Here is a 14,381-nt window from a genome sequence, read left to right as displayed (position 1 = left end):
TATAAAATGCCCAATATTAAGGAGGATACACAGAATGAAATATAAGCAGCTTGGAAATACAGGACTTTTAGTTTCACAACTTGCGTTAGGTACAATGACGTTCACGAGTGGAAAGGATAACCATAAAATTCTCGGTTTAGTTGGGCAGGATGAAGCCGACAAGATGATAAAAAAGAGTGTCGATATCGGAATTAACTTCTTTGATACTGCTGATAATTATGCAGAAGGTGAAAGTGAAATTATTCTAGGACAATCCTTCCGCAATCTTGGTATTGCGCGGGAGGAAGTTGTAATTGCTAGCAAAGCCGCCGGACGAACAGGTATGGGACGTAACGATGTCGGTGCTTCAAGAGGACATATTATGAATGCAGTGGAAGCAAGTTTAAAGAGATTGAAGATGGAATATATCGATTTGTATCAGATTCACGCCGATGATTTCTTGACACCTGTAGAAGAAACTTTAGGTGCTTTAAATGATCTGGTAACACAGGGTAAGGTACGATATATTGGCGTATCGAACTGGCATGCTTGGAAAATTGCTGATGCTCTTGGTATTTCTGAACGCAAAAACCTGGCTCGCTTTGAAACGGTTCAGGGGTATTATTCTCTTGCCAGCCGCGATGTTGAACGAGAGTTGGTGCCTCTGATGGAAGTAAAGAAGATGGGACTTCTGGTGTGGGGTCCGCTTGCTGGCGGTCTGCTGTCAGGGCGTTACGATCGACACAATCAAAAGGCAGAGGATTCGCGCCGCTCTGCGGTTGATTTCCCGATTGTAGATAAAGAGCGAGCTTGGAATATCATTGATAAGATAAAACCGATCGCTGAAGCACATGGGACAAGTATAGCAAGTGTGGCGCTCGCTTGGCTGATGACAAGACCAGTTGTAACCTCTGTTCTTGTTGGCGCGAAACGATTGGAACAGTTGGAAGAAAATCTGGAAGCCGCAAATTTAGAACTGACGGATGATGAAATTCAGCAACTTGACGAAGTGAGTATACTGCCTCCTGAATACCCAGGTTGGATGGTTAACTATCAGAAAAGAGATCGCCTGGAACCGCTTTTTTGACAGAATATTCAGAGTCCAGAGTATCGTGAGCTTAGGTTATAACGAAGGAATGTAAAGGCAATGAACCGTTGAGATATGGGATGGTGAACCCAAGGGAATTAGTGGAGTATGTGCAGAAGAAGTAAACTAGGGAAATTTTTCTAGCTATTCCAGATGCCCAGCCCAGCCTCTTTAGAAAAGGAAAATTTCAAATGATATTCATCGCTGATACTCCAGCTTGATGGTTCTCAGGACCACAGTCTCCTATGTTCCCTCTATGGATCCTATGTTGGCACTATTGGCTGTGCAAGAGAAACGTAACATAATGGGCTTGTTGCTGCACTCTCAAGCAGCTGTTACCTAACTATGGCTCACTTTTTCGATTAGTCCAGGTTCATCATTTGAACAATATGCTCTGCTATACTTTGTTCTGTTAGTTTAATTTATTCAGCAGTATGCAAAGTAACTGCTTCATTAATCATGTTGGCATAGATTTGTACGTACAAAGTACGTTCATCAGAGGATATTTCCTGCTTACAAAGATTCAAATAATGCTTTAGTGCATTGACTAATTTTGAAGAGAGTAGAGGAATAATTCTGTTATAGTTACGGCGACATTTCTTTTTGACTTGTTGATGATACTCAAATGCTGCGAATACTAATTGCATCATATTATCTTTTGTAAAAGTACACACACCATTAGTATGTTGTTGAATAAGTTCTTCCGCTGATTTTTTTATAATCTCATCCAACAATTCATATTTATCTTGGAAATGAGCATAGAAAGTTGCCCGATTGATTTGGGCCCGTTCCGTTAAATTTTTTTGTTATTTTATCAAAATCTTTTTCTTCCATCAGTTCAAAAAGTGACTCAAAAATGGATTCTCTTGTTCGAGTTGTACGAATATTTCTTACTTTAAGTCCCATGGATCTAACTCCTTTTTTTAAACCTATGGCCCGCATTGTTGGTTGTTCCTCAATGATGTTCCGGATACAATTGAACAACTAAAGCAACTATTGTTGTAATAATATACTGCTTAGAAGGTGGTTAGTCCATTTTGAAATCTTAAAGTGCAAGATTAATAGTTAATACCGATTTCATCGAACAATGTAATACAATTTCGAAATAATTATAACCAAATATTGGAGGAATTTAAAATGAAACTTACAGGAAACACGATCTTCATTACAGGTGGCGGTTCAGGAATTGGACGTGCATTGGCAGAAGCTCTACACAACCTTGGAAACAAAGTAATCATCTCGGGTAGAAGAAAAGAGCGTCTAGAGGAAGTGATTAGTGCTAATACCGGAATGTCTGCAGTTGAACTGGACATACAGGATCTTTCCAGTATTGAGGCAACCGCTAAGCAACTTATTCAGGACTTTCCTGATTTGAATGTCTTATTTAATAACGCCGGCATCATGCTTTTCGATGAGGCTGCGGGTGTGATTGACGAAGAGGTTCTGGTTTCAACGGTCTCAACAAACTTGCTTGGACCAATTCGAATGACGTCTTCATTAATTGAACATTTGAAGTCTAAAGAAGAAGCTGTGATCATTAATACGACTTCTTCAGTCGGGTTTATTCCGTACGCAGCGACTGCGGTGTATTCGGCGACCAAGGCAGCGCTCCATTCCTATACCTTATCACAACGTTATTTGTTTAAAGATACAACAGTAAAAGTATTAGAAATCATACCACCTGGGGTTCAAACGGAACTCATGGGAGATATTAGTAACAATTCGCATGCGATGCCACTTGAAGCATTCATTGAAGAAACAATAAGATTACTCGGTACGGATGCTGAAGAGGTTCTAGTGGAACAAGCGAAAATGATTCGTGATAATCAAGGTCCGAAGGAAGGAGCTTTTGTAACCCAACTTAACGATATGGCGAGCCAAGCGCCAACAGACCATTAATTTCATTCATCTATGACTATTGGTTCCATTGTGTAACACGAAGGTGGTAGGCTTATTAGGTGTCTTTCAAGTGCCGGATGCTGAAGAATGCGAGAACACCGTATATGAAGCGCTACGCAGATTATCTTAATAAAATTCGACTGAATCCTAATAAGTACTATAGAAACAAATGGCTCAAATGGGAAGGTTAATGATTATCACAAATAATTACTATATTAAAACCTTGAGAACATCATTCTCAAGGTTTTCCTTTTTCTTATTAAATCCCTATGCCTGCATTTAGTATGTCAATTAGCCGATACCAGGCATTGTTGAATTTCATTAAGGTCTCTCCAGTAAAATAGAGGAGGTAGTGAAGAAATAATACTTTTGATAGGACTGGGTATTTTTTGTTAATTAAAATAATTCATTTTGATAGGGAGGTGTCGAGGGACAAGAACATGGTCCCATTGAAGTCGCTATTTTAGCGGCTTTTTTATTTTATCGGTACAAGTTCTTGTCCCGACCCAAGGACAAGAACTTGTACCGATTGCCGGAATGGACAAGAACATAGTCCGATTACCGATTAGATGTATATCTAAATATTGATAACATGCACTTAAAGCTTTATTAAGTACCATAATACATGAAAATGTTCACAATGTTATGGATAACTGACACAATGAGAGGTTAGACACAGTTGGCTAGGTAAAAAAAGCGAAATATCGGATTGAAACTAGCTGTTGAGGACAAGAACATGTTCCTATTGCCGGTTAGGCGTATATCTAATCGTCATCTTGCTCTTCAATTCATAAAATTAAAAATATCTCCCTTCATGTTAGGAACTTGCTTATCACTAAGCTGTATATAAGGTAACCTTTTTTTGGATTCTATTATCATAATGGAGTGCGAAAGAAAACTCCTGCCGATGCTGAGTTAGTATTCTCGGGTTGGTATATCAGAGATCGACGAAATTGCTGATAATACTTATTAAATATTCGTAGTTAATCATTCAACTAACGGGAAACTATAATAGTGTAAGAATCAAAAAAAGTAGCAGACTAATGTAATCGGCTGTTTGTTATTTAATTGGCAATTTTTAAGTTTGTGTGATATGTACTTAATAAAATTAAGAACCATATTTGCTATAATAATAGCGCCAAACATGAATTTGACGCACTTTTATTTTAAATTGATTTTCATGTATGAAGTAGACTCATTATAGGCGAACTCCCCTCTTGAAAATGACCTTTTATTTCAATTAGTATTAAATAGATGTACTATTTTTTTGAAATTGTTCAACGAAAATTCTCATCTAAATTAGTGTTTAAACGAGACCGGAGTGAGCGAAATGCGTAAGATATGAACTCGAGGATTTGTATAGCGAACAAATTCGGGCTTTTCGAATTTATCTAAAACAATCCGGATATACGGCATCAACTCAAAAAGAGTATATGAGAGAAAGCCTGATCTTTTTAGACTCGTTAAATGGATCGTTACCCCAAGATGCAGGGAAATTGCACATCATGGAGTTTCTAAGTGAAAAGCAGGGTTCTGCTGGTGATAAAACACGTAATCGATCTCTTTCTGCTATTCGAACATTCTATATGGCTCTGATTGATTTTGAACTCGCATCAAAAAATCCGGCTGCCGAAGTGAAAAAGTCTAAAACTGAAAAAAATAAGAAACCGATCTATCTTGAGGAAGAGGATCTATCGGAGAGCCTTAAGTATATTGAAGGTCGCTATAAGAACAGGAATATTGCGATATTTTTACTTATGGCCTATTGTGGATTGCGAGTAGTGGAAGTTCACAGGTTGAATTTAAAGGATCTGAAAAAGACTAGAGGAACGATTGAAGTGTTTGGGAAAGGTCGAAAGTGGAATGAGATACCTGTACCAGACGTATTACTGAACTATCTACTGGAGGTAGAAAAGGAGAGGATTTCTCCTTACAGACTTCAGGAAGAAGCATTCTTTGTATCTCAAAAAGGGCGCAGACTCTCCATAAGGCAGATACAGAAAATCGTCAATCTCACATTTGAAGCATTGAAGAAAGGCAATCCAAATGTTAGTGATATGAAACTTTCATGCCACAAATTAAGGCACTCTTTTGCTACCATGTTACTGAAAAATGATGTAGATATACGCGTTGTGAAGGAACTGATGGGGCATTCTTCGATTGAAACAACCATGATTTATACGCACGTTAATGATGAACAAAAGAAAAGGGCTATGGCTACTGTAAATGTTCCCTTAAACACAATTGGTGAATACAAACCTTATGCTGGCCAGGCATAAATAGGTCGATGCCTGCACGAAATTTGTTTTGAATGCATTGATTTTTGGTATAATGGAAGTGCATAGAGAATGGAGTTGCTGTTATGGAATTGCTTGATCCCAGAGTAGACTTTGTCTTCAAACGTATCTTTGGCAGTGAAAATAATAAAGACGTATTACTGGCTTTTCTGAATCGAGTCCTTACTGAAGCGGGAGATCCACCACTTACAGAGATCATCCTGATGAATCCTTACACGGACAAAGATGACCCCCTAGATAAGCAATCGATCTTTGATGTTTATGCTAAAACCTCAGAGGGAAAACTGATTGATATTGAAATGCAGCTATTTAATAAGTACGACATTGAGAAAAGAACGTTATTTTATTGGAGTAAACGCTATTCCAGTCAACTTCATGAGGGAGAGAAGTACCAGGAGTTGAAAAAATGCGTCACAATTAATATCCTGAACTATGCTTTTTTAGCCAATGATGATTACCATAGTACTTTTCATCTTCGAGAAGACCGGACAGGTTTAACCCTAATTGACGATATCGAGATTCATTTTCTGGAATTACCTAAGTTAGATGACGTTATTCCGTCACAAGGTGGTCTTGAGAACTGGTTGTTGTTTCTGAAAGGTGTGGATACTACACATTGGGAGGTGCTGAAGATGAATGAACCAGGATTAGAGAAGGCCATGGATACCTTGCAATTTTTGAGCCAGGATTCCGAAGCGCGTCGCTTGTATGAAGCGCGTCAGAAATATTTGCATGATGAAGCGTCAATGCTCGAAGGAGCTCGAAAAGCGGGTATCACTGAAGTGGCCAAAAATATGTTGGATTTGAATTTGGATATATCTACGATCGCCAAGGCAACTGGATTGACTGAACAGGAAATCAATCAATTAAAGAGATAAATACCTTTATTACGAGTCGCTAAATTAGCGGCTTTTTTTATAAGAAAGGAAACCGCTTTTCTTTCCAGTTGTGGAAACAGGAGAGATTACAATCTTGTCTTGTTAGGGATGGGACAGTTGTAATGAACGTTATAAAGAATATGTCTTATCTCCTGTATCCACTCGGGGGATTAAAGGAACTGAACTGAGCAAACTAAGGAGATTGCTTTGCCGATTCTTGGTCTTGGTCGAAGTTAGTATTGTACAGAATATGATTCGAGATTTTGATAAAATAACATCATAACTGTGTAGGAAGGAAAAAGGCAATGTTTGAAGAGATTGATGCTTTGCGTAAAGAAGTAGATAATAAACGACCACTTCAGCCAGATTTGATGAATATTATTAATCAAAAATTTCGTGAAGAATGGACATATCACTCTAACGCAATAGAGGGTAATACATTTACTTATAGAGAAACCGCATTTTTTCTAAGAGAAGGTTTAACCGTAAAAGGAAAATCACTCAGAGAACATCTTGAAATCGTGAATCATGCTGAGGCGATTGATTACTTACAGGAAGTTATCAAAGATAGGGATATTACAGGCCGTCTCATTAAAGATTTGCATGCGATTCTGTTCCAAGGGGTTAGGGACATTACTTTCTCTACAGGTGACTATAAGAAGGAAGATAATCATGTATTGACGATCTCAGGTAAAATCCAACAGCACACACCGGCTATTCATGTTTCAGTAGAGATGGAAGAATTGATACAATGGTACGATACTCAGAAGACGAAAATGCACTCTATAGAGTTAGCAGCAAAATTTCATCACCGACTTGTGGCGATCCATCCTTTTACAGATGGGAATGGCAGAGTTAGTAGACTTGCTATGAACTTGATTTTAATGAAAAAGGGCTTTCCGCCAGCTATCATTCGAAACGAGAATCGTGAGGAGTATTACACAGCTTTAGAACAAGGTGATAAGGGGGATCTTCAGCCCATTGTAGATCTCGTTGCAACAGAAGTGAAACACAATCTAGAGCTGATATTGTCAGTCTAAGTATTGAAATGCATCGTATGAACTTTGTTGAGATTTACACTCCCAACAAAGTTCCATACGATGCTTTTTATTTATTGCAGGTTTACTTTTCCATAAACAATTTGTTGTTTATTCTTTTAGGAAACTTTGAGGGTAATTATACAGATGTTGGAGCTTTTTCAGAGGGCCTGGCAGCAGTGATTATCAATTAAAATAGGGATATGTTTCAAATCAGGGAGATATCAAGCTAACTGCCAGTACGAAGAAGCCAAACCTTTTCAAAAGGAGGGGCCTAAAACACCTATCCATGGGAGGGAGCGTCCTTTTTCTAGTCAAGGATGGTCAGTTGAAAAACGCGACTCCGGGAAAGTTCTATCCTGTATTCTGGAGCCCTGCACACTTTGCATCGGAAGATCCTTGCGGGATTATTGTTGATTCTGCCCACCCCGCTTTAGAAGGCTTCCCGACGAAGGAGTATGCAGAGTATCCATGGAAGAACCCGCTGGATCGATCTAATACGGATACTAAGGAATCCTGCTTGTTCCAGTAAAGCAAGTCTGAACTCTAACTCGTCTTTACAAATATCAAACTTATTACTAAAGTTAGGATACATCGTGATAATTGTATTCAAAGGAGCTTCTGTGCGATCATCAACATCTAGCGTGCGAAGTACCGTTTGAAATGCCTCTATGTTCATAGAAGCGATCTCTTTCTTACTATAGCCATTATTATAACGTTCACGAGCTTGTGACATATCAATTGTGTTCATAGTAAACCCCCAGTTATATTTTTATTAGGCTCGATACAAAGCCTTTAAACAAGCAACTTCAAAAGGAGCTGCGGCTGTCATCGTAATTCCTATCATCAGCTTTTTAACTGGTTATTCAGGTTTACCTGGATAACTTGTTTGATTTTCATATTAGAATGTAAGAGCGGAGATGCTTTGAGAAGGATGAGGATTAATGTCGTTCTACAAAGATTAATTTGAATGATGAGTTTTTCTTATTTTGCTACAGCAGAGCAGGTTAATCATAGTGGATAAACCATGATTGACCTGTTTTGTTATACTCTCACTTAAACTGATTGTTAAAATCAATTCTAAGTGCCTATATTTCACAAGATTTTAGTGACGCCGAAGATATTATTCAGGACACGGTATATAAAGGGCTCCTTTATCTTGATTCCATCGTGCCAGAAAAGTTCTCAGCCTGGCTATACCGGGTAGCGCTCAATCGATATTATGATATGCTTCGCAAGCGAAAAAGAATTGAGTGGTTGGATCAAGAGCCAACCGTGGAAGGTAGTGAAATCCCGGAGGAAATCCTGTTGCGTAAGGAACGGAGAGAAGAGATCGAGCATGTGATGGATGCACTGAATCCAATCTATAGGCAGTTGCTCATTTTGAAATACGAGCTTAATTTCAGTTATCGAGAAATCTCCGATCTGGTAGGTATGCGAGAGGAGATGGTAAAGACATATTTATTTCGATCATAGGTCAAAACATTGGATTTATTTATATATTTTATATTTACAAAAGAAAAGAATCCCAATCCTCTTCTGTTTTATAGAGAGATTGGGATTTAATTCATTCAACAAGTGTTGTGGAAATATCGATAGCCTAATCATGTTAGAAGACATCAATATATATCCATAAGAAATTGTCAAAATGGCGGCTTTTCAAGTTTAACGAGATATGGCTATGATAACTTACAAGGTGGATACGTCCATAACAAATCGATAACGCACATCACTGCGGAGAACTCGCTCATAGGCTTCGGTTACTTGGTCGGCACTGATAACCTCGATTTTAGGGGCAATGCCGTGCTCCGCCGAGAAATCGAGCATCTCTTGAGTTTCCCGAATTCCGCCTACAAGGGACCCGGCTATGCTGCGACGACCCAAAAGTAAGGAAAACACATTATATTGATCGGGTCTACCTGGAGCGCCGACATTGACAAGTGTACCGTCTACACGAAGAAGCGATAAATACGCATCGACATCAAGATTCGAAGACACGGTGTTTAAGATGAGGTCAAAACGACCGGCCAGCGCTGTAAATGTTTCTGAATCGCTTGTGGCAAAGTAATGATCTGCTCCAAGGCTCAGGGCTTCGCTTTTTTTATCGATCGTGCGGCTCAAGACCGTAACTTCGGCGCCCAGGGCGTGCGCATATTGGATCGCCAGATGGCCGAGCCCTCCAACACCCAAAATGGCAACCTTTTTACCGGGACCGACATTCCAATGCTTCAAAGGAGAATACGTTGTGATGCCTGCACAAAGCAGCGGGCTTGCTACATCCAGCTCCAGGTTGTCCGGGATGCGAACTACGAATCTTTCTGTAACCACGATTTTTTGGCTGTATCCCCCGTATGTTGGATTGCCATCATAGTCTAACGAATTATAGGTCTGCACCGCGCCTTTTGTACAATACTGTTCCTCACCCTTGAGGCAGTATTCGCATTCTCCGCAAGAGTCTACAAAACAACCCACACCTACGCGATCGCCTACTCTAAATTTTGTAACATCGGAGCCCACTTCTCTTACGATTCCAGCGATTTCATGGCCCGGAACCATCGGGAACATTCCGCCACCCCATTCACCGTTTACGCTGTTGATATCGGAATGGCAAATCCCGCTAAACTTAATTTCGATTAAAACATCGTCCGGCCGCAATTCTCTCCGCTCGATCGTGGTCTTTTCGAAAGGTACTCCTGCACCTGGGGCACTTAGAACGCGTGTCTTACACATCATTTTCTACTCCTTTAATTATAGTATAGTTATTAAAGTTAACTTGAAGTCATCTTCAAAGCTTTCGATTAGTTATCGAAACCTTCCACGACCAATTTTCCAATCATGCTGCCGCTTTCGACCCGGCGGTGCGCTTCGCGCATATTCGCCGCATTGAATGGAGACAAGCGTTCGGTCAGCGTGGTCACTACTTTGCCGTCTTCAACCAGCTTGGCCACCGTGTTCAACAGTTCATGCTGAGCAGCCATATCTTTCGTCTCGAACATAGGGCGGGTGAACATGAATTCCCAGGCGAATGTGCCGCTTTTGTCTTGGAGCTTAGTCAAATCGACCGGTCCTTTGGTTTCAACGATTGAGCAGACGTTGCCTTGCGGTGCTAGTGCCTTCACGATGTTGTCCCAGTGCTTGTCGGTGCTGTTCAGGCAGAAGATGTATTCGGGTGCATCCAGTCCAAGCTTCTCGATTTGCGAAGCAAAGTCATCATAGTGGGTGATGATATGGTGAGCGCCGTGCTTCAGCGCCCAGTCGGCCGAATCTTTGCGCGAAGCGGTGCCGATGACGGTGAGACCCGCCAGATTGGCGAGCTGGGTGGCGATCGATCCGACTCCGCCGGCCGCGCCGATGATCAGGATACTTTTGCCGGCGTTGTCTTCCGGATTCTTGGATACGCCAAGGCGATCGTAAATCGCCTCCCAGGCGGTGATCGTCGTCAGCGGCAGCGCGGCGGCTTCGGCCCAGTCGAGGTTTTTCGGCTTGTGGCCAACGATCCGTTCGTCAACGAGTTGGAATTGCACATTGCTTCCGGGACGTGTGATGCTACCGGCATAGTAGACCTCATCGCCCGGCTGGAACAATGTCACACCTTCACCGACAGCTTCAACGATTCCCGAAGCATCCCAGCCGATCACGCGATACTGTTCTTCCTTGCGATCTTTCGGCGAGCGGACTTTCACGTCAACAGGGTTGATAGAGACGGCTTGGACACGGATGAGAATGTCCTTTCCTTGCGGCGTGGGTCTGTCTAGTTCCACGTCAATCAGACTATCTTCACGGTCGATTGGTAAATATTCTTTCAAGGCTACGGCTTTCATGGATGCTATATTTGTCATTTTGTATTCCTCCTATTTAAGTTATACTCTGATTATAGAATGGTAGAATCTGCTTTGTTAAGTACGCACATTCATGTGGCATAAGAACATAAATGTTATATAGTCACTTTTATGTACCTACAGCATAAAAATAATACTGTTTGCATCAAGGAGTTTGAACTTGGATTATTCAAAGAGGAGGAGAAAGCATGAGAGACAGAAAAAGCACATACGGAAAATGTCCGGGGGAAGAGAGCTGCCCGGTCGAGTTTACGCTGGATATCATCGGAGGAAAGTGGAAAGGCATGCTGCTGTATCATATGATCGAGGGACCGAAACGGTCCAGTGAATTCCGCCGCCTCTTCCCGACTATTACCCAACGCATGCTGACTTTGCAGTTGCGCCAGTTGGAAGAGGATGGCATCGTGCATCGCGAGGTCTTTCAGCAGGTCCCGCCTAAGGTCGAATACTCGCTGACTGCATTCGGCCGTACGCTGGAACCAATTATCGATAGCATGAAGACCTGGGGAGAAACTCATGGCAATGACTCAACCAGTGGATGGACGGGAAGCGGAGAAGTCGAAAGCGATCTATATAATGAACGACGGACCGCTTCAAATCACAGATATTCATAAGTAAGAAAGGCGCTGTCCCAAAAGTCATATAAATGACCGGGACAGCCCCTGTTTCCAAAATTGTAAAACAAAAAGAAACCGTTCCTTGGTAAAATGGAAGTACCACCAACATTTTTCCAAGGAACGGTTTTCTTGTACATTCAAATATGCCATGGATCAACTTTTCTTGCCAATGGATACACATAAATAGAACCATCGCTCCTCACAAACAGCATATAACATAGAGTAATCTATAGGATAAATCTAGAACTGAGGGTTGAGACAATGACAAAGATACTTAAGAATTTGGATGAATGAGGAGAAATTTGGCTCACGAGTGTCGTTACCGTTCTTTCCTCGGATATCCGGTTCGCGTATACCAATCTTTTTCCACGTTGGATAGCGTTAGCAACGGAAGGGCAGAGATTATGGTAGGTGGAGGATCCTTTATTAATTCGTTCCCACTGTTTGGCTATAGCTTGACTTTATTTGCTTCTTACGAATCACCGATTGAATCGATAGTTCTCGCATGATTCGATTTGCTCAGATACTAAGATGTGTGAGCTCATAGTGAATTCTCCTTGGAGAATATGGTGTAGGAACCATACTTTGCACAAATCCTGCCTCGGGCTCTTTTATTCCTAGCAGGTGTTACACCATCTCATAGTACCATCCATCGTGAGACAAAGGGTTAGGTGTAATACCATTAAATCTAAAGGAAAAAGATAGCTTCATAAAGAAAGTGCGGCAGCCTGGCGATAGGCTGCCGCGGTCCGAATCGGGGTCTACATGTTGCGATTACAGGCCATAATCAAAAATGTCTAGCCGTTTAGTGTGCCTTTATAACCTGGGAACGCTCAACAAGAAATTCGTGTTCATAAATCTCATGAATTCTTTCCAAAACGTTCCGGGATTGATCAATAAATTTTAATTTCGCAGTCTTACCTTTCAGCAAAAACACGCCGGTTTCATTGCGGTGTTCACCGAGGGCCGCCTCATACAACTGGTTCGCGCCGTGGGTAGGTGGAGAGAAAAACAGCTTCATTAGCCATTTAACCACTATGGGTAATCCGGAATTTTTTCCTTTTCTTATCGTATTATTGCTACCCGGGTCAACGCTGCGGATCTTGATGCCTTCTTTAGCAAGCTGCGATGAGATAGCCTGTGTCCACAGCGAAAGCGCCAGCTTTGAAGTGGCATATGGACCAAGTAGTTTGCGGAAGGTTTTGGGGCGTTCCAGGATTTCGATATTAAACTCTTTCACATAGTTTAGTGCAGCAGATGAGGTATTGACTACCGTTTTCAAGCTAGAGTTTTTTAAGAGTTCTTTCAATTCCATCAAGATGATATACGGAACGACCGTCATCAGTTCATAATGTTTCTCACGCCCTTGTTTCGAATAGCTCAGTTCGTTAAAGCTTCCACCGGCATTGTTGAACAAGGTGTCAATCCGCCGCTCCTTTCCTTTGATCTCTTCCAAAGTACGTCTCAAGCTGGCATAATCGGCAAGATCCGCTATTTTATAAATGCGAAGCCATCCACTATTGATGGCTTTTTGGATTCTCATATCATCCGCAGGAAAGTCGGATCGGTTCAAAGCAACCACCTGCCAGCCCTCTAACAGTAACTTCCGTGTTAATTCCAACCCGATCCCATTGCTTGCGCCAGTAATCAGTGCGATATTTTCTCGTTTGTTCGTGTTCATTGTATGTCTCCTCCTAATCGCGGGATATATTCCCCAGATGGCTTCCATTCTATAACTTGGAGTCGGCTCCAAGTCAAGGAGCGAAAATAAAGTTTTGTCACAAGGATTAAAGACTTGACTCCAAGCCCATCGCCCATGATTGGCTCATTCTGCATTTATGGCCATATAATTTGTTCTAGGAACTTACTATATTACGCTCTAACGGAGAACAATAGCTAAATAAGTACAGTGCAGCAGCAGGTGAGCAATGAACGTAACTCCAAAAACTAATGACAAAGCTAACTATGTTTTAATTCAATCAGACTGCGTTCAAATTGTAGTAGGTAAGATGGAAAGAGATCAAAATTGTTTAAACTAACCGGAAACGATAGCGTAATAGAACTAAAAAAGATCAGCTGATCAGATTGATCGGCTGCTTTTGTTCAACTAACGAGCAGGTTAAAGTGGTGACTAGGGAAAACATAATTAGACAAGATTTATTGGGATTGATCTTCAGGGGATGCGAATGATGCTGACAATTTGGTGCAGGAAATGCACGGAAAGTCTTTTTTATTTACGATAATATTTAACTCGAAGGGAGGGAGAACGATGGATTGGTTAGAGAGGATGAACAGCGCAATGGATCACATCGAAACAAATTTGACTGACAATATCTCATATGATGAAATAGCGCAGATTGCCTGTTGCTCTACGTATCATTTTCAACGATAGGTTTATATTAGCAACATCATGCGTAAGTACATGAGAAAGTATGAACTCTTAGGACAGGAGCGATTTATATAAAGGTCACTGGTACAAATGAGGATTACTAATTCCTTGATCAATCTGCCGTTAGGCTTTTCCGCTCCTGTGTTCAATAAGGGATACTAAAAGAGCGCTGTCAAAATGCTGGAGTGAGGAAGGGGCGCAGATGTTCCCCTCATGAATGTCGTCATTACTTTGCCCAGAAGCAGCTCCACAAAGAAATTGATATCTATAGTTTGTGTAGACTCATGGGGCAACTCGATAAACAGATAATTTCCAAGTATTTAAGAGGCTTAGAACAAGAGGATATACTTGATATAGGA

13 protein-coding genes and 2 pseudogenes are annotated in these 14,381 nt (G+C 41.2%); 9 read left to right on the top strand and 6 right to left on the bottom strand.

Annotated elements, in window-relative coordinates:
- Positions 1-34 precede the first annotated feature (34 nt).
- A complete protein-coding gene (locus AAIH57_RS05515) occupies positions 35-1,066 on the top strand; it encodes an aldo/keto reductase (RefSeq protein ID WP_430020843.1) in 1,032 nt (343 codons plus the stop codon).
- Between the two features lie 422 nt (positions 1,067-1,488).
- Here the strand turns inward: AAIH57_RS05515 and AAIH57_RS05510 are convergent, their stop codons facing one another.
- The gene (locus AAIH57_RS05510) at positions 1,489-1,845 is read right to left on the bottom strand and encodes a hypothetical protein (protein WP_430021337.1); all 357 of its coding nucleotides are present in this window, start codon (positions 1,843-1,845) and stop codon (positions 1,489-1,491) included.
- The gene (locus AAIH57_RS05505; protein ID WP_430020842.1) at positions 1,808-1,972 is read right to left on the bottom strand and encodes a hypothetical protein; all 165 of its coding nucleotides are present in this window, start codon (positions 1,970-1,972) and stop codon (positions 1,808-1,810) included. The genes AAIH57_RS05510 and AAIH57_RS05505 overlap by 38 nt, the downstream gene beginning before the upstream one ends.
- Positions 1,973-2,203: 231 nt before the next feature.
- Between AAIH57_RS05505 and AAIH57_RS05500 the strand changes: the two genes are divergently transcribed.
- From AAIH57_RS05500 to AAIH57_RS05485, 4 genes are all read left to right on the top strand, one after another.
- Complete coding sequence (locus AAIH57_RS05500; protein WP_430020841.1) at positions 2,204-2,965, top strand: SDR family oxidoreductase; 762 nt, start codon at positions 2,204-2,206, stop codon at positions 2,963-2,965.
- A gap of 1,355 nt (positions 2,966-4,320) precedes the next feature.
- On the top strand, positions 4,321-5,244 hold the full coding sequence (locus AAIH57_RS05495) for a tyrosine-type recombinase/integrase (protein ID WP_430020840.1): 924 nt from the start codon (positions 4,321-4,323) through the stop codon (positions 5,242-5,244).
- 83 nt (positions 5,245-5,327) lie between these two features.
- A complete protein-coding gene (locus AAIH57_RS05490) occupies positions 5,328-6,140 on the top strand; it encodes an Rpn family recombination-promoting nuclease/putative transposase (RefSeq protein ID WP_110756241.1) in 813 nt (270 codons plus the stop codon).
- 305 nt (positions 6,141-6,445) lie between these two features.
- Entirely contained in the window at positions 6,446-7,180 is a 735-nt protein-coding gene (locus AAIH57_RS05485; RefSeq protein ID WP_430020839.1) for a Fic family protein, read from the top strand.
- 430 nt (positions 7,181-7,610) lie between these two features.
- Here AAIH57_RS05485 and AAIH57_RS05480 read toward each other — a convergent pair whose 3' ends face one another.
- On the bottom strand, positions 7,611-7,928 hold the full coding sequence (locus tag AAIH57_RS05480) for a hypothetical protein (RefSeq protein ID WP_430020838.1): 318 nt from the start codon (positions 7,926-7,928) through the stop codon (positions 7,611-7,613).
- Positions 7,929-8,242: 314 nt separating this feature from the next.
- On the opposite strand from AAIH57_RS05480, the gene AAIH57_RS05475 reads away from it, so the two are divergent.
- Complete coding sequence (locus AAIH57_RS05475; protein ID WP_430020837.1) at positions 8,243-8,653, top strand: RNA polymerase sigma factor; 411 nt, start codon at positions 8,243-8,245, stop codon at positions 8,651-8,653.
- A 213-nt stretch (positions 8,654-8,866) separates the two neighbouring features.
- On the opposite strand, the gene AAIH57_RS05470 is transcribed toward AAIH57_RS05475, so the two are convergent.
- Positions 8,867-9,907, bottom strand: coding sequence for an NAD(P)-dependent alcohol dehydrogenase (locus AAIH57_RS05470; protein ID WP_175399131.1), 1,041 nt, complete (start codon positions 9,905-9,907; stop codon positions 8,867-8,869).
- A 68-nt stretch (positions 9,908-9,975) separates the two neighbouring features.
- Positions 9,976-11,016 (bottom strand): zinc-binding alcohol dehydrogenase family protein, encoded by a 1,041-nt coding sequence (locus AAIH57_RS05465; RefSeq protein WP_430020836.1) that lies wholly within the window; start codon positions 11,014-11,016, stop codon positions 9,976-9,978.
- A 188-nt stretch (positions 11,017-11,204) separates the two neighbouring features.
- On the opposite strand from AAIH57_RS05465, the gene AAIH57_RS05460 reads away from it, so the two are divergent.
- Both AAIH57_RS05460 and AAIH57_RS05455 read left to right on the top strand, forming a co-directional pair.
- Positions 11,205-11,630 (top strand): winged helix-turn-helix transcriptional regulator, encoded by a 426-nt coding sequence (locus AAIH57_RS05460; RefSeq protein ID WP_430020835.1) that lies wholly within the window; start codon positions 11,205-11,207, stop codon positions 11,628-11,630.
- A 303-nt stretch (positions 11,631-11,933) separates the two neighbouring features.
- Positions 11,934-12,091 (top strand): annotated as a pseudogene (locus AAIH57_RS05455) (LLM class flavin-dependent oxidoreductase); the annotation flags it as partial.
- Between the two features lie 347 nt (positions 12,092-12,438).
- Here the strand turns inward: AAIH57_RS05455 and AAIH57_RS05450 are convergent.
- Positions 12,439-13,314, bottom strand: coding sequence for an SDR family NAD(P)-dependent oxidoreductase (locus AAIH57_RS05450; RefSeq protein WP_430020834.1), 876 nt, complete (start codon positions 13,312-13,314; stop codon positions 12,439-12,441).
- A gap of 588 nt (positions 13,315-13,902) precedes the next feature.
- Between AAIH57_RS05450 and AAIH57_RS05445 the strand changes: the two are divergent.
- Positions 13,903-14,022: pseudogene (locus AAIH57_RS05445) on the top strand (AraC family transcriptional regulator); the annotation flags it as partial.
- Positions 14,023-14,381: the final 359 nt, after the last annotated feature.

The organism is Paenibacillus sp. MABNR03 (assembly GCF_050455445.1).
GTDB classification, from domain to species: domain Bacteria; phylum Bacillota; class Bacilli; order Paenibacillales; family Paenibacillaceae; genus Paenibacillus; species Paenibacillus xylanilyticus.
Note: the sequence above shows the minus strand (reverse complement) of the source record. Positions and strands in the feature narration are given on the sequence as shown.

Coding starts and splice junctions, on each gene's coding strand:
- AAIH57_RS05450 (WP_430020834.1), bottom strand. CDS start 13,314: ATGAACACGAACAAACGAGAAAATATCGCACTGATTACTGGCGCAAGC.
- AAIH57_RS05505 (WP_430020842.1), bottom strand. CDS start 1,972: ATGGGACTTAAAGTAAGAAATATTCGTACAACTCGAACAAGAGAATCC.
- AAIH57_RS05460 (WP_430020835.1), top strand. CDS start 11,205: ATGAGAGACAGAAAAAGCACATACGGAAAATGTCCGGGGGAAGAGAGC.
- AAIH57_RS05500 (WP_430020841.1), top strand. CDS start 2,204: ATGAAACTTACAGGAAACACGATCTTCATTACAGGTGGCGGTTCAGGA.
- AAIH57_RS05470 (WP_175399131.1), bottom strand. CDS start 9,907: ATGTGTAAGACACGCGTTCTAAGTGCCCCAGGTGCAGGAGTACCTTTC.
- AAIH57_RS05485 (WP_430020839.1), top strand. CDS start 6,446: ATGTTTGAAGAGATTGATGCTTTGCGTAAAGAAGTAGATAATAAACGA.
- AAIH57_RS05465 (WP_430020836.1), bottom strand. CDS start 11,016: ATGACAAATATAGCATCCATGAAAGCCGTAGCCTTGAAAGAATATTTA.
- AAIH57_RS05480 (WP_430020838.1), bottom strand. CDS start 7,928: ATGAACACAATTGATATGTCACAAGCTCGTGAACGTTATAATAATGGC.
- AAIH57_RS05490 (WP_110756241.1), top strand. CDS start 5,328: ATGGAATTGCTTGATCCCAGAGTAGACTTTGTCTTCAAACGTATCTTT.
- AAIH57_RS05515 (WP_430020843.1), top strand. CDS start 35: ATGAAATATAAGCAGCTTGGAAATACAGGACTTTTAGTTTCACAACTT.